The following is a 19,177-nucleotide window of genomic DNA, read 5'->3' on the forward strand; positions in this document are numbered from 1 at the left end:
GATCAGTCTACGCGCGGGTTCTCGGGGTGCCGCAGGGAGGCGGCGACCGCGACCCCGTGGCGCTGCGCGACCTGCTCGACCGCGGCGGCGAGCGTCGGATCCTCACCGCGCGCGAGTCCGGCGTACTCGAGGCGCAACGTGCGCCCCTCGGACGTGACCTTGACCCACATGCGTCGACGCGGCACGAAAAGGGCGGCCAGGAGTCCGACCAGGGCGAGGATCGCGAACGCGAGCACCCAGGGCGCCGCGATGTCGCGGTGCACCGACAGCGACACATAGCGCTTGACCGACTGGTCGTAGCCCTTCGCACCGGCCGGAGAGGCGTTGTCGAAGGTGATGGTGCCGAGCCCGTTGGGCAGGTTCGCGGTCTCGCCGGGGGCGAGCTCGATCGTGGCCGCTCCGTCGACGCCGCGTCCGGCGATCTTCGTCATCGAGCCCGTGTCGAGCGTGTACACCGACCGCGGAGTGCCGTCGTCGATGCCGAGGTCGCCCTGGTACACCTCGAGCGTGACGACCGGATTGACCAACGCGGGGTAGCGGGAGGAGTATGCGCCGCTGGCCAGGGCCGCCTGCGTCGGGTAGAAGAACCCGACGAGCCCGAGCTGCTGCGGGAAGCCGTCGGGCACCTTGATCACGCCGAGCGAGGTCATGTTCGTGTCCTGCGGGAGGAACGGCACCGCATCGTCGAAGACCACGTTGCCGGAGGCATCCTTGATCGTGATCTTCGGGGCGTAGCCGTTGCCCATCAGGTAGATGCGGTCGCCGGCGATGTCGAGCGGATGGTTGACGCGCACGTCGCCCTCGGCGGCCGCCTGACCGGACTGCGCGGTGGTGAGGTGCGCGACGAAGTCGCCCGCCTGGCCCGATCCGCGCGCGCCGAACGGCTGATACGTCACGTCGAACTTGTCGAGCGTCATCGCGTAGGGGACGAGCTTGTCGGGATCGACGAAGCGGCCCGGGTTGAACGAGGTGTAGTCGAGCATCGTGTTGACGAAGGTGCGACCTTCGATGAGCACGCTCTGCCCCGTGTAGGTGAGTCCGCCTCCGATCCCGACCGCGAGCAGCACGCCCACGAGCGCCGAGTGGAACACGAGGTTGCCGGTCTCGCGCAGGTATCCGCGCTCGGCCGACACCGACAGGGAGCCGCGCGTGTCGTAGCGCTCCACGCGGTAGCCGGCGCGCTTCAGCTGCGACGCGGCGATGTCGACGGCGACGGATGCCGCATCCCCGGCGTCCTGCTCCGGTGCGAGGTCGATGGTCGCCTCGCGGACGTCGTCGAGCCGGGACAGCCGAGCGGGCGTGCGCGGCGGGCGGGCCCGGAGCGCCTTCCAGTGGTGCGCGGTGCGCGGGATGACGCAGCCGATCAGCGAGACGAACAGCAGGATGTAGATGGCTGAGAACCACGGCGACGAGTAGACGTCGAAGAGCTTGAACCAGTCGAGCACCGGCGCCAGGTCGGGGTTGTCGGCGTAGTACTGCGTGACGCCGTTGGGGTCGGCGCTGCGCTGCGGCACGATCGAGCCCGGCACGGCGGCGATCGCGAGCAGGAGCAGCAGCACGAGCGCGGTGCGCATGCTGGTGAGCTGCCGCCATGCCCAGCGCGCCCACCCGATGGGACCGAGCCGGGGCTGGACGATGTCGGCGGAGTCGGCGGTCTCGACGATGCCGTCCGCATGGTCGGAGGGACGCAGCGGGTCGGTCGCCTGTCCGGCGGGTCGCTCAGAGCGGGAGGGGGACACTGCCGATCACCCCCTGCAGCTGCACCATGAGCATGCTCCACACGCCCGACACCATCAGGATCCCCATGAGGATCAGCAGGATGCCGCCCGCGAGGTTGATCGCTCGGATATGCCGCCGCAGGAATGCGACGGAGCGGGTCGCCCAGCCGAAGCCCAGCGCGAGCAGGAGGAACGGGATGCCGAGCCCGAGCGAGTAGGCAAGACCCAGCAGCGCCCCGCGCGCCGGGTCGCCCAGATTCCACGAGACCGAGAAGATCGCGGTGAGCGTGGGGCCGATGCACGGCGTCCAGCCCACGCCGAGCGCGATGCCCAGGAGCGGGGCGCCGATCAGCCCGATGTTGGCGCGCGCCTGCGGACGAGAGGTGCGCTGGGCGAGCCCGATGAGTCCGATGAAGACGAGACCCATGGCGATGACGACGACACCCATGACGCGGGTGATCAGATCGGCGTACTGGCTGAAGAAGAATCCGACCGTGCCGCCGAGGATGTTGATCGACATGAACACGACGGTGAACCCGGCGATGAACAGGACGACGCCGAGCATCAGCCGTCCGCGGCCGATCTCGCCGACCGCCGACCGCTGCCCGGTCGCGGCTGCGCCCGTCCCGGTCGCGGGGCGTGTCGATGCGTCGCCGCCGCGACCCCCGGACGAGGCTCCGACGGGCTCGGCGACTGTGGCCACCGGCATCCGTCGCGGTGCGACCGCCCCGCCGATGAACCCCAGGTAGCCCGGGACGAGCGGGAGCACGCACGGCGAGAGGAACGACAGCAGACCCGCGGCGAGCGCGATCGGCAGCGCGAGCCAGAGGGCGCCGTCGGCGACGATCGCGCCCGGGTTCACGGCTGCTCCGCGAGCACCGTCGAGACGATCGACTCGAGGATGGACGATTCGCTCAGCTGCCCGATGATGCGTGCCGCCACGCGACCCTGCTTGTCGAGCACGAGGGTCGTAGGCGTGGCGTTGATGGGCGTCTGCGTCGCGAACGCGAGCTTGACCGCGCCGTCTTCGGCCGCGAGCACGCTCGGATAGGTGACGCTGTACTTCTCGGCGAACGCCGTGGACGCCGCCGCGGAGTCGGACGTGTTGATGCCGAGGAACGCGACCGCCTTGCCCGCGAACGACGCGTTCGCGCTCTCCAGGAACGGGGCCTCCGCCCGGCACGGTCCGCACGCCGCGTACCAGAAGTTCACCACGAGCACCTTGCCGGCGTAGTCGGCGCTCGTCACGGTCGCACCGCTGTCGGTGGTGCCGCTGAAGTCCACCGGGGCGCTGCGCTCGGCCGGCGCGAACTCCTTCGTCTGGAATCCGTCGGCGGCGATGAATCCCTTGTTGTCGCCCGCGCGGTACTGGTCGGCGAGGGGATCGCTCGAGCACGCCGCGAGCCCTGCGACGAGCCCCACCGCCAGGAGAGCGGATGCCGCCCGCACCACGATCGTCCGCGCCATCACACCGCTCCCACGTCCACCGCGCCCGACGTGCTCGCCGGTTCCGCGTACCCGACCTCGACCCACTCGTCGCCGCGCTTCTCGAAGCTCGTCACGCTCGACAGCGCGCACCGCCGCTTGCGCGGGTCGTGGCGACCGGGGAGCCCGGCGACGGTGAGATGCGCGACCCAGATCGGCAGCTGGTGCGACACGACCACGACGTCGCCGGAGTCGGGCCGCGACCACGCGGCATCCATTGCCTGCAGCATCCGCGAGGCGATCGAGGCGTACGCCTCCCCCCAGCTGGGCACCGCGGGGCGCGTGAGGTGGCGCCAGTTGAGCGGGTTGACGAGGGCGCGCTTCATGCGGCGGCCCTCGAAGACGTTGGTGGGCTCGATGACGCGCTCGTCGACGAGCGGCTCGGCGCCGAAGAGTGCGGTGAACGGCTCGGCCGACTCGCGGGTGCGCTGCAGCGGCGAGCAGACGAGGCTCGCGACGGGGCGGTCGAGGCCGTGCACGTAGTCGGCGGCCTGGCGCGCCATGCGACGGCCGGCGACGCTCAGACCGAACCCCGGAAGACGCCCGTACAGCACGCGATCGGGGTTGTGGACCTCCCCGTGGCGCACGAGATGGAGACGGTCGGCGGGCACCCGCCCAGTCTACGTGGGAGGTACTTGTGCGGCGGCTGAGGGGATGCTGGGGAGCGGATGCCTCGGCGCGCTCAGGCGCCGTCGGTCTGCGGGCGCCGGCGCGCACGCAGCAGCGCACGGACCCGCACCGTCACGAACCAGCCGATGGCGAGCACGACCGCGCCGATCACGATGTACTGGAAGGTGTCGGCGTAGGTCTCGATGACGTGCCAGTTCTCGCCGAGGAGGAACCCGGCCAGCACGAAGATCGAGTTCCACACGAGACTCCCCGCGAACGTGAGGAGGCCGAACTTCCACCAGGCCATCCGCGCGACGCCCGCGGGGATGGAGATGAGACTGCGGAACAGCGGGATCATGCGACCGAAGAACACCGCCGCGGCGCCGTGCTTGTCGAACCACGCGATCGAGCGGTCGACGTCCTCGGCCTTCATGAGGGGCATCCACCCTGCGATCCGGCGCAGTCGCGACGCACCCAGCCACCAGCCGAGGCCGTAGAGGATGTAGGCGCCCACCACCGAGCCGATCGTGGTCCACAGGAGCGCCTCGACGAGGGTGAAGGATCCTCGGCTCGCGGTGAGCCCGGCCATCGGCAGCACGACCTCGCTCGGCAGCGGCGGGAAGAGGTTCTCCAGCGCGATCGCCGCGCCTGCGCCGATCGGGCCGATGATCTCCATGAGCGACACGGTCCAGTCGGCGAGGTCGGTGAGCCACGAGCCTCCGTCTGCGGCGGCGGGCGTCGTGGCGGCGGGCAGGTCGGTCATCGGTGCTCCTGGCGTCGGTGATCGGATGCCGGCGGTCGGCCTCTCCACGCTAGGCGGGCTCGGTGAATGGAACCTGGGGGCCGCCCCCTGCCGCCGAAGGCCGCGGCATCCGCCCACGTAGACTGTCCCCTCGTGAGTGAGCGCACCCTGGTCAACCAGCTGAAGTCCCTTCCCGACGGCCCCGTCTCGGTGTCCGGGTGGGTCGAGACCGTCCGCGATCAGAAGAAGGTGCAGTTCGTCATCCTGCGCGATGAGACCGGCGCCGTGCAGCTGGTCAACCCGGCGACGCGCCCCGCGGAAGACGGGTCGGAGCAGGATGCCGCGGCCCTCGCCCTCACCGACACGATCTCGGGCCTGGCCACGGGGACGTTCCTCACGGTGACCGGCGACCTCAAGGCCGACGAGCGCGTGAAGCTCGGCGGCGTGGAGATCAAGATCCGTGCGCTGGACATCGCCGCGGCCGCGCTCGCCGAGACGCCGATCGCCGCCGACAGCGGGCTCGACAAGCGGATGGACTGGCGCTTCCTCGACCTGCGCCAGCGCCGCAACAACCTCATCTTCCGCGTGCAGACCACTCTCGAGCACGCCATGCGCACCTACTGGATCGAGCGCGACTACATCGAGGTGCACTCCCCCAAGCTCATGGCGAGCGCATCGGAGTCGAACGCCGAGCTGTTCGAGGTGCCCTACTTCGAGGACAAGACCGCCTACCTCGCCCAGTCGCCGCAGTTCTTCAAGCAGATGGCGCAGGTCGCCGGCTTCGGCAAGATCTTCGAGATCGGCGACGTCTACCGCGCCGACCCGTCGTTCACCTCCCGTCACGCGACGGAGTTCACGTCGATCGATGCGGAGATCAGCTGGATCGACTCCCACGAAGACGTCGCGCGCATGCAGGAGGAGCTCCTGCAGTTCGCGATCCAGGCCGTCAAGGACAAGCACGGCGCCGAGATCGAAGAGCTGTTCGGCCTCGAGGTGCAGGTTCCGGCGATCCCCTTCCCGCGCATCCCGCTGGCCGAGGCGCGGGAGATCGTGAAGGCCCGCGGCTACGACATCCCCCGCACCGACGGCGACCTCGACCCGGAGGGCGAGCGTCAGATCTCCGCCCACGCCCTGGAGACCTACGGACACGAGTTCGTGTTCATCACCGACTACCACCCGGAGATCCGCGCGTTCTACCACATGCGCGACGAGGAGACCGGGCTCACCAAGAGCTACGACCTGCTCTTCAAGGGTGTCGAGATCACCACCGGCGCACAGCGTGAGCACCGCGTCGAGGTCCTCGAGAAGCAGGCCGCGGAGAAGGGCCTCGAGCCCGAGCATCTCGAGTTCTACTTCGACTTCTTCAAGTACGGCGCCCCGCCGCACGGCGGCTTCGGCATGGGTCTCGCGCGCGTGCTCATGCTGCTGCTGGGCGAGAGCAGCATCCGTGAAGTCACCTTCCTCTTCCGGGGGCCCACGCGCCTCGCGCCCTGACCCCTGCTTCCGAGGGCCCCGGCGCTGCGCACCCCGACCCTCGTCGGAGGGCCCGGGCGGGAGGTCTATAGCACGTCACGTCTCATCGCCCCCTGAGCTGTTGGAAACCGGGTGTTCACCGCACGCGCGGTAACGCTTCATCCGCTGTCCCTATGTTGCCTCTCGTCCCGATCGCCGATCGCTTTCCGCGCTCAGCGACCACCCCGAGAGGAACCAGCACATCATGACCCGTACCGCACGCCTCCTCCGCTTCGGCGGGATCGGTGCCGCCCTGCTCGCGAGCTCGGTGCTCGCACTCACCGGCTGCGCCGGTGGCACGGCCGGCGCATCCAACAGCGCCGGCGGCGTCAACGCCGCCACCGCCACGAGCCTCTCCGACTTCGGCACGCTCGCCGACCTCGAGGCCGCGGCCAAGGCCGAGGGCAAGCTGAACGTCATCGCCCTCCCGCGCGACTGGGCCAACTACGGCGCCATCCTCGACGCCTTCAAGGCCAAGTACCCCGAGATCACGGTCGACGAGCAGTCGCCCGACGTCTCGTCGGCCGAGGAGATCAAGGCCGCCACCACCAACGCCGGTCTCGACACCGCCCCTGACGTGTTCGACCTGGGTCTGACCGTCGCCCTGCAGAACACCGCGCAGTTCGCCGCCTACAAGGTGCAGACCTGGAGCGAGATCCCCGACGCCCTCAAGGAGCCGACCGGCCTGTTCGTCGGCGACTACGGCGGATACATGTCGATCGGGTACGACTCGTCGAAGTTCCCGGCACCCGCCAAGCTGAGCGACCTGCTCGGCAGCGCCTACAAGGGCGCCGTCGCGCTCAACGGCGACCCGACCCAGGCCGGAGCCGCGTTCGCCGCGGTCGGCATGTCGACGGTGCAGTCCGGTGGCACTCTGGACAGCTTCCAGCCCGGCATCGACTTCTTCTCGCAGATGAACAAGGCCGGCAACCTGCTGAAGCTCGACGTCACCACCGCCACGATCGCCAGCGGCGAGACCCCCGTCGTGTTCGACTGGGACTACCTCAACGCCACGCACTCGAAGGACAACCCCAACTGGAAGGTCGTCGTGTTCCCGGGCACGGGCTACGCCGGCTACTACAACCAGGCCATCAACAAGGACGCGACGCACCCCGCCGCCGCCCGTCTGTGGCAGGAGTTCCTCTACAGCAACGAGGCGCAGAACATGTGGCTCGCCGGCGGCGCCCGCCCCGTGCGCATGGACGCCATGACCACGGCCGGCACGATCGACGCCGCGCTCGCCGCGAAGCTGCCCACCGCGCCGAAGACCACCGTGGTGCCCACCGAGGCCCAGAGCAAGGCCGCCGGCACGCTCCTCGGCCAGTCCTGGGCTGCGGCGGTCCAGTGACCTCTGCACCTCCCCTGCCCGGTCCTGATCTGGACCGGGTGACGAGTCCCGCCGCGCCGGAGCCCAGCGCTCCGGCCCGGCGGGGCTCCGCCCGGCCGGGTTGGGCCTGGCTCGGCCTCGTCCCCTTCTCCGCCTACATCCTGCTGTTCCTCGCCCTGCCGACGGTCCTGTCGGTCGCGTCGGGACTGTTCGACAAGGCCGGCCACTTCACGCTCGCCAACTTCGCCGCGCTCGGCGACCCGGTGATCCTGAACACCTTCTGGAACTCCACGTGGGTGTCCCTGCTCACCGCCGCCATCGGCGCCGTCGTGGGCGCGCTCTTCTGCTGGGCGCTGATGGGCCTGTCCGAGACGGGTGGCGTCCGGACATTCGTGGATGCCGCGTCCGGCGTCTTCGCGCAGTTCGGCGGCGTCATGCTCGCCTTCGCCTGGATCGCGACCATCGGCACCAACGCGGTCATCACCGTGTGGCTCAAGAACTCCGTCGGGTTCGATCTGTACGCCGACGGCGCGTGGATCTACGCGCTTCCGGGCCTCATCCTCCCCTACATCTACTTCCAGATCCCCCTCATGGTCATCACCTTCACCCCCGCCCTCAAGGCCCTGAAGCCCCAGTGGGCCGAGGCGAACCTCACCCTCGGCGGCACCGCCGGGGGGTTCTGGCGCTACATCGGCCTGCCCGTGCTGGCGCCCTCGTTCCTCGCGAGCTTCCTGCTGCTGTTCGCCAACTCGTTCTCGTCGTACGCGACAGCGGCGGCGCTGGCCAGCCAGGGCTCGCAGATCGTGCCGCTCCAGATCCGCACCGCCCTCACCAGCGAGACCGTGCTGGGTCGCGAGAACCTCGCCGGCGCGCTCGCGTTCGGCATGATCGTCGTGGTCGCCGTCGTGATGTGGGTCTACTCGCTCATCCAGCGCCGTGCCGCGCGGTGGCAGGCATGAACGGCCTCGCGCCGCGCGCCGCCACGCGCTGGATCATCGGCATCGTTGTCGGGCTGTTCTTCGCCATCCCGATGGCGGCGACGCTGCTGTTCACGTTCAGCCAGTCCGGCGGCGGGTACACCGTGGATCACTGGGCGAGCCTGTTCGACCCGAAGAAGGCGAGCCTGTACGCGCCGATCTGGACCGGCCTGGGCAACTCGCTGATCCTCGCGGTGGTGACCGTCGCGATCGTCCTCCTGCTGCTGACCCCCACGATGATCCTCGTCGCCCTGCGGTTCCCGAAGCTGCGCCGCGGGTTCGAGTTCCTCGTGCTGCTGCCGATCTCGATCCCCGCCATCGTGCTCGTGGTCGGCCTCGCGCCCATCTACCTGCAGATCGGCCGCAGCCTCGGCACCGGCGCGTGGACGCTCGCCTTCGCATACGGCGTCACGGTGCTCCCGTTCGCCTACCGCTCCATCCAGGCCTCGATCGACGCGATCGACATCCGCACCCTGTCGGAGGCCGCCCGCTCGCTGGGCGCCGGCTGGTTCACCGTGATCGTGCGGGTGCTCGCGCCGAACCTGCGTCAGGGTCTGCTGGCGGCATCCCTCATCTCCGTCGCCGTCGTGCTCGGCGAGTTCACGATCGCATCGCTGCTCAACCGTCAGGTGCTGCAGACCGCGCTCGTCGTGGTCAACAAGATCGACCCGTACGCCTCGGCGATGTTCACCCTGCTGGCACTGGCGTTCGCGTTCGTGCTGCTGCTCATCATCGGACGCGCCGGGCGTGCCCGTTCCGGAAGGACCTCCTCGTGACCACTGCCGACACCCCCGCGCGCGCCCTGCCGCGCACCTCCGACAACCTGCTGCTGGCCGAGGCCGGCGACGGCACCCGCGTCGAGTTCCGCGGCATCGTGAAGGACTACGGCGCCACGCGTGTGCTGCACGGAGTCGACCTCGACATCGCCCCCGGCGAGTTCGTGTCTCTGCTCGGTCCGTCCGGCTGCGGCAAGACGACGGCCCTGCGCGTGCTCGCCGGGCTGGAGACGGCGACCGACGGTGCGGTGTACCTCGGCGGCAGCGACGTCTCGCGGGTGCCCACCAACAAGCGCGACATCGGCATGGTCTTCCAGTCCTACTCGCTCTTCCCGCACCTGCGCGTGGTGGACAACGTCGCGTTCGGGCTGCGTCGCCGCGGCGAGGCGAAGGCGCCGGCCGCGAGACGCTCGATGGACGCCCTGGAGCTCGTGGGCCTCGGTCATCTCGCCGACCGCTTCCCGCACCAGCTCTCCGGAGGCCAGCAGCAGCGCGTCGCGCTCGCCCGCGCCCTGGTCACCGAGCCCCGCGTGCTGCTGCTGGATGAGCCGCTGTCGGCGCTCGACGCCAAGGTGCGCGTGCAGCTGCGCGACGAGATCCGCCGCATCCAGCTGCGCCTGGGCATCACGACCGTGTTCGTGACGCACGACCAGGAGGAGGCGCTCGCCGTCTCCGATCGCATCGCCGTGATGAACGCCGGCCGCATCGAGCAGATCGGCTCGCCGGAGGACCTGTACCTGCGTCCCGCGACGGCCGAGGTGGCCGCGTTCGTGGGTGTCTCGAGCATCGCGCCGGGCACGGTCGCGGGCGGCGCCCTGACGGTATGGGGCACGGCTCTGCCGCTGCAGACCCCCGCCGAGGACGGACCGGTGGACGTGTTCCTGCGCCCCGAGAACGTGCGCCTGATCGCCGCCGACGCCCCCGGCGTCGATGGCGTCGTGCAGGAGAGCACCTTCCTCGGCAGCTTCCGCCGCACCCTGGTGCGCACCGCCGACGACACCCTCGTGCGCGTGCAGCACGCCGCCTCCGAGCGGGTCGAGTTCGACGACCGCGTCCGCCTCGCGATCGATCCCGTTCCCGTCGCCGTCCGTTCCCGATCCTGACTCTTCCGCCGGATCGGTGCGGGCGCTAGCGTGTGCTCCGTACGCATCCGTACCGATCGGCGGAGCCGGTCGTCATCCTCGCAACGGGAGGTCTCCATGGCCGGCAAGTTCGAACTCTGGACCGACAAGGGCGGCGACTGGCGCTTCAACCTGAAGGCCGGCAACGGTCAGGTCATCGCGACGAGCCAGGGCTACGCCTCCAAGGCGAGCGCGCTCAACGGCATCGACTCGATCAAGAACAACGCGCCCGGCGCGGAGATCGTCGAGATCGAGAAGTGACATCCGTCTGAGCCCGGGTGCGCGGCGCCCGGGCTCAGACGCGTGCGCGGCCCGTGACGACGGATGCCGCGGGGTCAGGCCGGGAAGTCGACCGCAGCGCGCTCGGAGACGACCGACCGGATGAACTCGCCGACCTCCTGGTGGGCGGGGTGCACCTGGTAGGCGTCCAGCCCCTCGACGTCGTCGAAGTCGGCGACGAGTGCGACATCCCAGTTCTTCTGCGGGTACGCGACGTTCGGGCCGACCTCCATGCGACGCACCTCGGCGATCTGCGCCGGGAGGGTGAGCAGCCGCTCGGCGATCTGCTCGGCGTGCAGCGCGCGGGTGTCGGCATCCTCGGCGGCGAGCTTCCACAGGACGATGTGGCGGATGGTCACGCGGAGACTTCCTTCGTGTGGTCGCGCGCGCCGGCGGCCGCGCCTTCCGGGTCGGCGGTCAGCAGGGCTTCGCGCAGGCGATCGGCGGACAGACGCCAGTGCGCGTGCAGGTCGCCGTCGATCAGCACGACGGGGACCTTCTCCCACCACGCCTCGTAGAGCGCGGGATCGTCGAGGATCGACAGGGTCTCGATGACGACCCCGTCGGCACGACCTTCGGGAAGGCCGGCGACGACGGAGTGGACGATCTCTTCGGCCACGTCGCACAGATGGCACTCGGGCTTGCCGATGAGGGTGAGCGTGGTCACACCCTCATCCTAGGGGCCGCCCGATGGCGGTTCCGCCCTGATGACGGGCGGGATCAGCGCTCGACGGGGAAGCCCGCCTCGATCCATCCGCCCGTGCCGCCCTCGACGTTCGTAGCATCGTGGCCGCGCGCCTCGAGCGCCTGCACGACGCGCGCCGAGCGGCCGCCCACCTGGCAGATCACGTCGAAGGCCCCGTCGGGCAGCTCGTCGAGGTGATCGCCGATGCTCGACATGGGCAGGTTCACCGCCCCGGGCACGTGGCCGGCGGCGAACTCGTCGACCTCGCGCACATCGATGAGCGGCACGTCGACGCGCTCGTGGAGCTGCTGGACGGTGATCGACTTCATGACATCCTCCGGGTGTCCGATGACGGCGGACCGATACACGAAGCGCCCGTCCGGGTGGACAGGCGCTCGGTGTGGTCTGGCCGCTTACTTCTTGTTGCGGCGCTGGTGGCGAGTCTTGCGAAGCAGCTTGCGGTGCTTCTTCTTCGCCATGCGCTTGCGGCGCTTCTTGATGACTGAACCCACGGAAAACCTCACTAGATCGGGGTCTGGACGCAGGATCGCCTGCACCCGGGAACGGGCATCCGGAAAAAATGCCTCGGATCAGTCTAGCCGACGTCGGCCGCAGGTCGTTGCAGTGCGGCGGTCACGGCCGACTCCGGCACGCGGTAGCTCCGCCCGAAGCGGACGGCGGGCAGCTCCCCAGCGTGCACCAGCCGGTAGACGGTCATCTTCGATACCCGCATCAGATCCGCGACTTCGGCCACGGTCAGGAAGCGGACGTCAGGCAAGTCAGCCATGGCGATCCCTTTCGCACTTTTCCCCAGAATGCTGTGAGCACACTCTAGGGTCAGGATCGTACGTGTGTAAACCCGTGTGACCTGTGTGAATGGCGGGTATTCGCCGGCGCCCGACCGATCAGCGACCCGGGAGCTTCTTCAGCGCGGTGGTGACCACGTACTTCGCCGACGCCGCTGCGCGCCCGACCACCTCTGCGGCGTGCGCGGCCGAGTCGGGAAGACCCGGGGAGGCGGATGCCGCAGCGTCCTCCGACTCGTCGATCAGGAACGGGACCAGCCAGTCGTCGACGGCATCCAGTGGAGCGGCGGACAGGCTGTAGTAGCGGTGCTGGCCCTCCTCGCGCACCGAGACGAGCTCGGAGTCGCGCAGCACCTTGAGGTGCTTCGAGACGGTGGGCTGGCTGATGCCCAGCTCCTGCACGATGTGGGAGACGCTGGTGCCGCGGTCTCCTGCGGCGGATCGGTCCAGCAGCAGCCGCAGGATGTCGCGGCGCGTGCCGTCTGCGATCACGTCGAAGATGTCCGCCATGAGATCAGATTAGCCGCGCCACCCGCGGAGTACCATGACGAGGGTTCCGGATCGAAAGGGGCGGACGCATGACGCTCGGCCCCGGGAGCCGCCGCCTGCACCTGTCGCTGCGCGAGCGCCTCGCCTCCGCATGGGATGTGCTCCGCGACTTCACCACCGCGTCGCCGGCCCGTTTCGCCGTCGGGATCTTCGTGATCCTGATCATGGTCTTCACCGGGCTGTACTCCCTGCCGATCGCCTCGGCCGACGGCCAGGTCACCCCTTTCGCGGATGCGCTGTTCACCGCCGTGTCGACCATCTGCGTCACGGGCCTGTCGACGGTCAACATGTACACGCACTGGTCGCCGATCGGGCACGTGTTCACCTACGTCGGCGTGAACGTCGGCGCTCTCGGCGTGCTGACCCTCGCGTCGATCCTCGGTCTGGTGATCTCCAAGCGGCTCGGTCTGCGTGCCAAGCTCATCGCCGCGGGCGACTCCAACCCGATGCGCGCGCACGGCGGTCCGGTCAACGAAGGTCAGACGGTGCGCCTCGGTGAGGTCGGACAGCTGCTGGCCACCGTCGCCCTGTCGACCCTCGTGATCGAGGCGGGCCTCACGGTGCTGCTGTACCCCGCGCTGGTGGCGGCCGGCATCGACCCCATCGCCGCCCTGTGGGAGGCGCCGTACTACGCCGCGATGTCGTTCACGAACACCGGATTCGTGCCCAACGCCAACGGGCTCGTCCCGTTCGCCGACGACTACTTCCTGCTCACCGTGCTGATGATCGGCGTGTTCCTCGGCTCGATCGGGTTCCCGGTGATCTTCACCCTCGCCCGCCACAAGTGGCACGTGCGCTATTGGTCGCTGCACACCAAGCTCACCCTCATCACCACGATCGTGCTGTTCTTCGCCGGGGCGGCCGTCTTCCTGATCCTCGAGGTGGGGAACCCGCGGACGTTCGGCTCGATGGACGGCTGGGACACCACCTTCCAGTCGTTCTTCCTGTCCGCCATGACTCGTTCTGGGGGCTTCTCGGTAGTGCCGATGGGCGATCTGCACGGATCCTCGATGGTCGCGGCATCCATGCTCATGTTCGTCGGCGGGGGCTCCGCGTCGACCGCCGGCGGAATCAAGGTCACGACGCTCGCGGTGCTCGCACTGGCTGTGTTCTCCGAGGCGAAGGGCCGTCAGTCGGTCGAGGCGTTCGGGCGCCGCATCCCCTCCGATGTGCAGCGCGTCGCGCTCTCGGTCGTGGCGTGGGGCGCGACCATCGTCGCCCTCTCGACCATCACGATCGCCCAGATCACCCACGCTCCCCTCGAGAAGGTGCTCTTCGACGTCATCTCGGCGTTCGCGACCGTGGGCCTGTCCACCGGGCTCACCGAGCAGCTTCCCGACCCGGCGATCTACGTCATGGTGCTGACGATGTTCATGGGGCGCGTTGGTACAGTGACTCTCGCCGCGGCGGTGGCCGCGACATCCCGTTCGCAGCTGTACTCGCTGCCGGTGGAAAGGCCGATCGTTGGGTGAGCAGATCCGCGGCGACGCCCCCGTCCTGGTGATCGGCCTCGGCCGTTTCGGGGCGGCCTGCGCCGGTGAGCTCGACCGCCTCGACCGCGACGTGCTCGCCATCGACGACAACCTCGACCTCGTGCAGAAGTGGTCCGAGCGCGTCACCCACGCGGTGCAGGCGGATGCGCGCAACGTCGATGCACTCACCCAGATCGGGGCGCAGGACTTCCAGGTGGCGGTCGTGGCGGTCGGCTCGTCGATCGAGGCCTCCGTGCTCATCACCGCCAACCTCGTCGACCTCAAGGTGCCGCAGATCTGGGCGAAGGCGGTGTCGCAGTCGCACGGCAAGATCCTCGCCCGCGTCGGCGCCAACCATGTGATCTACCCCGAGCGCGAAGCCGGCGAGCGCGTCGCGCACCTGGTCAGCGGACGGATGCTGGACTTCATACGCTTCGACGACGACTTCGTGCTCGCCAAGATGTACCCGCCGAAGTTCATCCGCGGCGTCGGGCTGAACGAGTCGGGCGTGCGCACGAAGTACAACGTCACCGTCGTGGGCGTGAAGAGCCCCGGCAAGCCGTTCCGCTACGCCGAGGCGAACACCGTGGTCACGAACCACGACCTCATCATCGTCTCGGGCACGAACGTCGACATCGAGCGGTTCGCGGCACTCGACCGGTAGTGCGTGTCGGCGGTGCCGGGCAGGCTGGGACCATGACGGATCGAGAGATGACGGATGCCGCAGCCCGAGCGTGGGTCGACGGCTACCTGACCGCGTGGGCGTCCAACGACGAGGCCGACATCCGCGCCCTGTTCGCGCCCGACGCCGAGTACCGCTACCACCCCTGGGACGAGCCGGTGCACGGGGCCGATGCGATCGTCGCGGCGTGGCTCGACGGGCGCGATGAGCCGGGCACCTACGCGTTCGAGTGGCACGTCGTCGGCGTCGACGGTGACCGCGCCTTCGTGCAGGGTGTCACGGCGTACGCGCCGGGGTCGCGCGGCGAGGGGCGCACCTACAGCAATCTGTGGGTGCTCGACCTCTCCCCCGACGGCCGTGCACGGTCGTTCACCGAGTGGTACATGACGCAGCCGGCGACAGCGACCGCCTGACCCGGCGCTCACCATCGCCGCTCACGCGCCGGCGGCGAGCTCCTTCGCGCGGGCGAGCGCAGCATCCGTGGCCTCGGCGAACACCGTGTCGAGCCGGGCCGCCTGCAGCACCTCGATCGCCTTCTCGGTGGTGCCCTTCGGGCTCGTCACGCGGCGGCGCAGCTCGGCGGGATCCTCCCCCGACGCGTCGAGGAGGGCGGCGGCGCCGATGAAGGTCTGCTCGGCCATGAGCCGCGCCTCGGTCTCGGCGAAGCCCTTCCCTACGGCCGCCTTCGTGAGCTCCTCGATCAGCAGGAAGACGTAGGCGGGGCCGGAGCCCGAGATCGTCGAGAGCGCGTCGATCTGCGACTCGGGCACCTCCACGACCGCGCCGACGGTCTCGAACAGGCGTCGCACCGTGGCGAGATCGCCGACCGTCACGGTCGGGCCGGCGGCGAGCCCGGTCACGGCCCTGCCCACGAGCGCCGGGGTGTTCGGCATCGAACGCAGCACCGACACGTCGTCGCCGAGGATCGACGCGAACGTCGCGATCGTGACACCCGCCGCGAGGCTGACCACGATCGTCCCCGGACGCAGTACGGGCGCGATCTCGCGCAGCAGATCCGGCACCATGGCCGGCTTCACCCCGATCAGGACGAGGTCGGCGGATGCCGCGGCATCCGTGTTCCCGACGGGATCGGTCGCCAGCGCGACGCTCGTGACGCCCGGAAGATCGGCGAGCTCGGCCGCCTTCCCGGCGGTGCGATTGGTCACCGTCACCGTCGACGACAGACCGGAGCGCACCACCCCCCGGAGGACTGCTCCGCCCATCGAGCCCGCGCCCAGGATCGCGATCGGCGGGAGGGTTTCGGATGCGTCGCTCATGCCCCGATCCTACGGTCCCGACCCTCTCCGGATGCCGCGACGAGGAGGTCGCGTGAACCTGAGTGCGCCCCGAAGGGGCGCGCGTTAGAGTCGGACCGGACGGACCCGAACGGCCTCGCACCGCGGAACGGAAACGACACGACATGACCCTGCTCGACGGCATCACCAGCCGCACCATCGACACCCGCCGGCTGAGCGTCGGCATCCTCGAACGGGCGGGCGACGACCCGGCCACGCCCGCCGAGCGCACGGTCGTGCTGGTGCACGGCAACGTCTCGTCGTCGCTGTTCTGGCAGGAGATCATGCAGGATCTCCCCTCCGACGTGCGCGTGATCGCCGTCGACCTGCGCGGCTTCGGGAGCACCGAGAACGCGCCGATCGACGCCACCCGCGGCGTGCGCGACTTCAGCGATGACCTGTTCGCCACCCTCGAGTCGCTCGGGATCCCCGCAGCGCATCTGGTCGGGTGGTCGATGGGCGGCGGCGTGGTGATGCAGTACGCACTCGACCACCCGGTGCTGAGCCTCACCCTGCAGGCGCCGGTCTCGCCCTACGGCTTCGGCGGCACGCGTCGCGACGGCTCCCGCCTCACCGACGATGACGCGGGCACCGGCGGCGGCGGCGCGAACCCCGACTTCGTGCAGCGGCTGACCGACCGCGACACCACCGACGAGGCGCAGACGTCGCCGCGCAGCGTGTTCCGGTCGGGCTACGTGTCGGGCGGATACGCCGGCGAGAACGAGGACCTCTGGGTCGAGTCGATGCTGACCACCTCGACCGCCGAGGGCAACTATCCCGGCGACGGCGTGGCGAGCGACAACTGGCCGGGCTTCGCGGCGGGGACGATCGGCGTGCTCAACACCATGTCGCCGAAGCATTTCGACGTGTCGGCGATCGTGCAGCTGTCGCCGAAGCCCCCGATCCTGTGGATCCACGGCACGGCGGACGCGATCGTGTCGGACACCTCGTTCTTCGACCTCAACTACCTCGGGCAGCTCGGCGTCGTGCCCGGCTGGCCCGGCGCCGACGTGGCACCCGCGCAGGAGATGGTGTCGCAGACCCGCGACGTACTGGACGCCTACCGCGCGGCCGGCGGCTCGGTGACCGAGGTCGAGCTCGAAGGCGTCGGCCACGCGCCGCACCTGGAGCGCCCCGCCGAGTTCCGTCAGGCTCTGCTCGCCGCGATCGGCTACCTCGGCACGCCCGTCGACCCCGCCCCGCCGACCGAGGCGATCATCCTCCGCTCCGCCGACTGACCCGCGTCCGCTCCGCCCTCCCGCCCCTAGACTCGGGCGCATGAGCGCTTCGGGCGGCAACAGGGCGATCATCGCCGCATTCTCGGCCAACATGGGCATCGCCCTGGCCAAGTTCGTCGCCTGGTTCCTGTCGGGATCCGCGTCGATGCTGGCCGAGGCGATCCACTCGGTCGCCGACTCCGGCAATCAGCTGCTGCTCCTTCTCGGCGGTCGGCAGTCCCGCAAGGCGGCCGACCGCGAGCATCCGTTCGGGCACGGCCGCGAACGCTACGTCTACGCCTTCGTCGTCGCGATCATCCTCTTCTCGGTGGGCGGTCTGTTCTCGATCTACGAGGGCGTCGACAAGCTCACGCACCCGCACGAGCTCGAGAACGTGTGGATCCCGATCGTCGTCCTCGTCATCGCGATCGGGCTGGAGTCGTTCTCGCTGCGCACGGCGATCGTCGAGAGCAACCACATCCGCGAGAAGGGCCAGTCGTGGGTGTCGTTCGTCCGCCGCGCGAAGGCGCCGGAGCTTCCGGTCGTACTCCTCGAGGACGTCGCCGCGCTCACGGGTCTCGTGTTCGCTCTCCTCGGCGTGGGGCTGACGGCCCTCACCGGCAACTCGGTCTTCGACGCCCTCGGCACCCTCTTCATCGGCGCCCTGCTGATCGTGGTGGCCATCGTGCTGGGCATCGAGACGAAGAGCCTCCTCGTCGGCGAGGGGGCGACGGATGCCGACCACGACCGGATCGTGACGGCCATCGAGTCCGGGCCCGAGGTCGAGAAGCTCATCCACCTCAAGACCCTGTATCTCGGACCCGATGAGCTGCTCGTCGCGGCGAAGATCGGCATGCCCACCGACCGGACGCTTACCCAGGCATCCGCCGATATCGACGTCGTCGAGGCGCGTATCCGCGAGGCCGTCCCCGCGGCGCGTGTCATCTACCTCGAACCGGACGTCGTCCGCTCCGTCGTGGTGGACTGAGGCCGTGGAGTACTGCGTCCTGACCGAGCCCCAGCAGGGTGCCACGTACGACGACCAGCTCGCGTTCGCACGGGCGGTCGAGCGCGGCGGGTTCGACGGGTTCTTCCGCTCCGACCACTACATGCGCATCGGGCCGGGCGACCCCGGTGCGGGACCGACGGATGCCTGGACGACGCTCGCCGGACTCGCCCGGGAGACCTCCCGCATCCGCCTGGGCACCCTCGTCTCCTCCGCCACCCATCGGGTGCCGGCGATCCTCGCGATCCAGGTCGCCCAGGTCGACGCGATGTCGGGCGGGCGCGTCGAGTTCGGCCTGGGCACGGGCTGGTACGAGGAGGAGCACCGGGCGCACGGCATCCCGTTCCCGGCGAAGCGGTTCGACCGTTTCGAGGAGCAGCTCGCGATCGTGACCGGGCTGTGGGCGACCCCCGCCGGGGAGACGTTCGACTTCGCCGGCGAGCACTACCGGATCGAGGGCTCGCCGGCCCTTCCCAAGCCCGTGCAGGCGCGCATCCCGCTCATCATCGGGGGCGCCGGACCGCGGCGGACCCCCGAGCTCGCGGCACGGTATGCCACCGAGTTCAACGTGGGCTTCCGCACCGACGAGCTGATCGCCGAGCGCTTCGACGGCGTGCGCGCCGCGTGCGAGCGGATCGGCCGCGATCCCGCCACCCTCAAGCTCTCGGTCGTCCTGCCGACGCTCGTCGGTCGCACGGGGGGCGAGCTGCAGCGTCGCGCGGACGCCATCGGCCGAGACGTGGACGAGTTCCGTACCGGCGCGAGCTTCGTGGGGTCCCCCCACGACATCGCGGCGAGAGTCGATCGGCTTCGGGCGCTGGGCGCGCGGCGGGTCTACTTCCAGCTGCTCGACCTGGACGATCTCGACCAGGTCGACGAGCTCGCCCGCGGCGTGCTCCCGGGCTGACGGCGAGCGGGC

Annotated in this window: 24 protein-coding genes; 12 read left to right on the top strand and 12 right to left on the bottom strand. The window is 69.8% G+C overall.

All coding sequences use genetic code 11. The features are described 5' to 3' along the window. Positions 1–2: 2 nt before the first annotated feature. The 5 genes from resB to ACSJDX_RS03305 all read right to left on the bottom strand — a co-directional run bounded on the left by resB (position 3) and on the right by ACSJDX_RS03305 (position 4,575). The gene (gene resB, locus ACSJDX_RS03285) at positions 3–1,739 is read right to left on the bottom strand and encodes a cytochrome c biogenesis protein ResB (protein WP_438354157.1); all 1,737 of its coding nucleotides are present in this window, start codon (positions 1,737–1,739) and stop codon (positions 3–5) included. Next, complete coding sequence (locus ACSJDX_RS03290; RefSeq protein ID WP_438354158.1) at positions 1,720–2,580, bottom strand: cytochrome c biogenesis CcdA family protein; 861 nt, start codon at positions 2,578–2,580, stop codon at positions 1,720–1,722. Before ACSJDX_RS03290 ends, resB begins: the two co-directional genes overlap by 20 nt. Further along, entirely contained in the window at positions 2,577–3,185 is a 609-nt protein-coding gene (locus ACSJDX_RS03295) for a TlpA family protein disulfide reductase (RefSeq protein WP_438354159.1), read from the bottom strand. The genes ACSJDX_RS03290 and ACSJDX_RS03295 overlap by 4 nt, the downstream gene beginning before the upstream one ends. Then, on the bottom strand, positions 3,185–3,814 hold the full coding sequence (locus ACSJDX_RS03300) for a histidine phosphatase family protein (protein ID WP_438354160.1): 630 nt from the start codon (positions 3,812–3,814) through the stop codon (positions 3,185–3,187). Before ACSJDX_RS03300 ends, ACSJDX_RS03295 begins: the two co-directional genes overlap by 1 nt. A 71-nt stretch (positions 3,815–3,885) precedes the next feature. Then, entirely contained in the window at positions 3,886–4,575 is a 690-nt protein-coding gene (locus ACSJDX_RS03305; protein ID WP_438354161.1) for a DedA family protein, read from the bottom strand. Positions 4,576–4,707: 132 nt separating this feature from the next. Between ACSJDX_RS03305 and aspS the strand changes: the two genes are divergently transcribed. From aspS to ACSJDX_RS03335, 6 genes are all read left to right on the top strand, one after another. Further along, complete coding sequence (gene aspS / locus ACSJDX_RS03310) at positions 4,708–6,048, top strand: aspartate--tRNA(Asn) ligase (protein WP_438354162.1); 1,341 nt, start codon at positions 4,708–4,710, stop codon at positions 6,046–6,048. 223 nt (positions 6,049–6,271) lie between these two features. Further along, entirely contained in the window at positions 6,272–7,414 is a 1,143-nt protein-coding gene (locus tag ACSJDX_RS03315) for an ABC transporter substrate-binding protein (protein WP_438354163.1), read from the top strand. A 38-nt stretch (positions 7,415–7,452) separates the two neighbouring features. Beyond that, complete coding sequence (locus ACSJDX_RS03320) at positions 7,453–8,352, top strand: ABC transporter permease (protein ID WP_438354164.1); 900 nt, start codon at positions 7,453–7,455, stop codon at positions 8,350–8,352. Then, the gene (locus tag ACSJDX_RS03325; protein ID WP_438354165.1) at positions 8,349–9,146 is read left to right on the top strand and encodes an ABC transporter permease; all 798 of its coding nucleotides are present in this window, start codon (positions 8,349–8,351) and stop codon (positions 9,144–9,146) included. Before ACSJDX_RS03320 ends, ACSJDX_RS03325 begins: the two co-directional genes overlap by 4 nt. Further along, a complete protein-coding gene (locus ACSJDX_RS03330; protein WP_438354166.1) occupies positions 9,143–10,249 on the top strand; it encodes an ABC transporter ATP-binding protein in 1,107 nt (368 codons plus the stop codon). The genes ACSJDX_RS03325 and ACSJDX_RS03330 overlap by 4 nt, the downstream gene beginning before the upstream one ends. Positions 10,250–10,345: 96 nt before the next feature. Next, a complete protein-coding gene (locus ACSJDX_RS03335; protein ID WP_438354167.1) occupies positions 10,346–10,528 on the top strand; it encodes a YegP family protein in 183 nt (60 codons plus the stop codon). Positions 10,529–10,602: 74 nt separating this feature from the next. Here ACSJDX_RS03335 and ACSJDX_RS03340 read toward each other — a convergent pair whose 3' ends face one another. From ACSJDX_RS03340 to ACSJDX_RS03365, 6 genes are all read right to left on the bottom strand, one after another. Then, on the bottom strand, positions 10,603–10,905 hold the full coding sequence (locus ACSJDX_RS03340) for a Dabb family protein (RefSeq protein ID WP_438354168.1): 303 nt from the start codon (positions 10,903–10,905) through the stop codon (positions 10,603–10,605). After that, a complete protein-coding gene (locus tag ACSJDX_RS03345) occupies positions 10,902–11,213 on the bottom strand; it encodes a glutaredoxin family protein (RefSeq protein WP_438354169.1) in 312 nt (103 codons plus the stop codon). The genes ACSJDX_RS03340 and ACSJDX_RS03345 overlap by 4 nt, the downstream gene beginning before the upstream one ends. Before the next feature lie 53 nt (positions 11,214–11,266). Next, on the bottom strand, positions 11,267–11,560 hold the full coding sequence (locus tag ACSJDX_RS03350; RefSeq protein ID WP_438354170.1) for a rhodanese-like domain-containing protein: 294 nt from the start codon (positions 11,558–11,560) through the stop codon (positions 11,267–11,269). 84 nt (positions 11,561–11,644) lie between these two features. Beyond that, positions 11,645–11,743: a 30S ribosomal protein bS22 gene (locus tag ACSJDX_RS03355; RefSeq protein WP_003792170.1), complete on the bottom strand. Its 99-nt coding sequence runs from the start codon at positions 11,741–11,743 to the stop codon at positions 11,645–11,647. A gap of 83 nt (positions 11,744–11,826) precedes the next feature. Then, positions 11,827–12,018: a helix-turn-helix domain-containing protein gene (locus ACSJDX_RS03360; protein ID WP_438354171.1), complete on the bottom strand. Its 192-nt coding sequence runs from the start codon at positions 12,016–12,018 to the stop codon at positions 11,827–11,829. Positions 12,019–12,136: 118 nt separating this feature from the next. Further along, the gene (locus ACSJDX_RS03365) at positions 12,137–12,547 is read right to left on the bottom strand and encodes an ArsR/SmtB family transcription factor (protein ID WP_438354172.1); all 411 of its coding nucleotides are present in this window, start codon (positions 12,545–12,547) and stop codon (positions 12,137–12,139) included. A 68-nt stretch (positions 12,548–12,615) separates the two neighbouring features. Here ACSJDX_RS03365 and ACSJDX_RS03370 point away from each other — a divergent pair, with 68 nt between their 5' ends. From ACSJDX_RS03370 to ACSJDX_RS03380, 3 genes are read left to right on the top strand one after another with little or no spacing between them, the layout of a single operon-like run. Further along, entirely contained in the window at positions 12,616–14,058 is a 1,443-nt protein-coding gene (locus ACSJDX_RS03370; protein ID WP_438354173.1) for a TrkH family potassium uptake protein, read from the top strand. Further along, entirely contained in the window at positions 14,051–14,722 is a 672-nt protein-coding gene (locus tag ACSJDX_RS03375; protein ID WP_438354174.1) for a potassium channel family protein, read from the top strand. Before ACSJDX_RS03370 ends, ACSJDX_RS03375 begins: the two co-directional genes overlap by 8 nt. Positions 14,723–14,754: 32 nt before the next feature. Beyond that, entirely contained in the window at positions 14,755–15,153 is a 399-nt protein-coding gene (locus tag ACSJDX_RS03380) for a nuclear transport factor 2 family protein (RefSeq protein ID WP_438354175.1), read from the top strand. A gap of 21 nt (positions 15,154–15,174) precedes the next feature. On the opposite strand, the gene proC is transcribed toward ACSJDX_RS03380, so the two are convergent. Continuing rightward, positions 15,175–16,017, bottom strand: coding sequence for a pyrroline-5-carboxylate reductase (gene proC, locus ACSJDX_RS03385; RefSeq protein ID WP_438354176.1), 843 nt, complete (start codon positions 16,015–16,017; stop codon positions 15,175–15,177). A gap of 143 nt (positions 16,018–16,160) precedes the next feature. On the opposite strand from proC, the gene ACSJDX_RS03390 reads away from it, so the two are divergent. From ACSJDX_RS03390 to ACSJDX_RS03400, 3 genes are read left to right on the top strand one after another with little or no spacing between them, the layout of a single operon-like run. After that, positions 16,161–17,273: an alpha/beta fold hydrolase gene (locus tag ACSJDX_RS03390; protein WP_438354177.1), complete on the top strand. Its 1,113-nt coding sequence runs from the start codon at positions 16,161–16,163 to the stop codon at positions 17,271–17,273. Between the two features lie 40 nt (positions 17,274–17,313). After that, complete coding sequence (locus ACSJDX_RS03395; protein ID WP_438354178.1) at positions 17,314–18,240, top strand: cation diffusion facilitator family transporter; 927 nt, start codon at positions 17,314–17,316, stop codon at positions 18,238–18,240. A 4-nt stretch (positions 18,241–18,244) separates the two neighbouring features. Continuing rightward, positions 18,245–19,165 (top strand): LLM class F420-dependent oxidoreductase, encoded by a 921-nt coding sequence (locus ACSJDX_RS03400; protein ID WP_438354179.1) that lies wholly within the window; start codon positions 18,245–18,247, stop codon positions 19,163–19,165. The last annotated feature ends 12 nt before the right edge of the window (positions 19,166–19,177 follow it).

Source organism: Microbacterium fluminis, assembly GCF_051549805.1.
Taxonomy (GTDB): Bacteria; Actinomycetota; Actinomycetes; order Actinomycetales; family Microbacteriaceae; genus Microbacterium.

Bases quoted from the DNA above. Each gene is read 5' to 3' on its own strand.
- ACSJDX_RS03295 (WP_438354159.1), bottom strand. From the start codon at position 3,185: ATGGCGCGGACGATCGTGGTGCGGGCGGCATCCGCTCTCCTGGCGGTG.
- ACSJDX_RS03315 (WP_438354163.1), top strand. From the start codon at position 6,272: ATGACCCGTACCGCACGCCTCCTCCGCTTCGGCGGGATCGGTGCCGCC.
- ACSJDX_RS03350 (WP_438354170.1), bottom strand. From the start codon at position 11,560: ATGAAGTCGATCACCGTCCAGCAGCTCCACGAGCGCGTCGACGTGCCG.
- ACSJDX_RS03380 (WP_438354175.1), top strand. From the start codon at position 14,755: ATGACGGATCGAGAGATGACGGATGCCGCAGCCCGAGCGTGGGTCGAC.
- proC (WP_438354176.1), bottom strand. From the start codon at position 16,017: ATGAGCGACGCATCCGAAACCCTCCCGCCGATCGCGATCCTGGGCGCG.
- ACSJDX_RS03360 (WP_438354171.1), bottom strand. From the start codon at position 12,018: ATGGCTGACTTGCCTGACGTCCGCTTCCTGACCGTGGCCGAAGTCGCG.
- ACSJDX_RS03325 (WP_438354165.1), top strand. From the start codon at position 8,349: ATGAACGGCCTCGCGCCGCGCGCCGCCACGCGCTGGATCATCGGCATC.
- ACSJDX_RS03395 (WP_438354178.1), top strand. From the start codon at position 17,314: ATGAGCGCTTCGGGCGGCAACAGGGCGATCATCGCCGCATTCTCGGCC.
- ACSJDX_RS03335 (WP_438354167.1), top strand. From the start codon at position 10,346: ATGGCCGGCAAGTTCGAACTCTGGACCGACAAGGGCGGCGACTGGCGC.
- ACSJDX_RS03305 (WP_438354161.1), bottom strand. From the start codon at position 4,575: ATGACCGACCTGCCCGCCGCCACGACGCCCGCCGCCGCAGACGGAGGC.
- ACSJDX_RS03370 (WP_438354173.1), top strand. From the start codon at position 12,616: ATGACGCTCGGCCCCGGGAGCCGCCGCCTGCACCTGTCGCTGCGCGAG.
- ACSJDX_RS03390 (WP_438354177.1), top strand. From the start codon at position 16,161: ATGACCCTGCTCGACGGCATCACCAGCCGCACCATCGACACCCGCCGG.
- ACSJDX_RS03365 (WP_438354172.1), bottom strand. From the start codon at position 12,547: ATGGCGGACATCTTCGACGTGATCGCAGACGGCACGCGCCGCGACATC.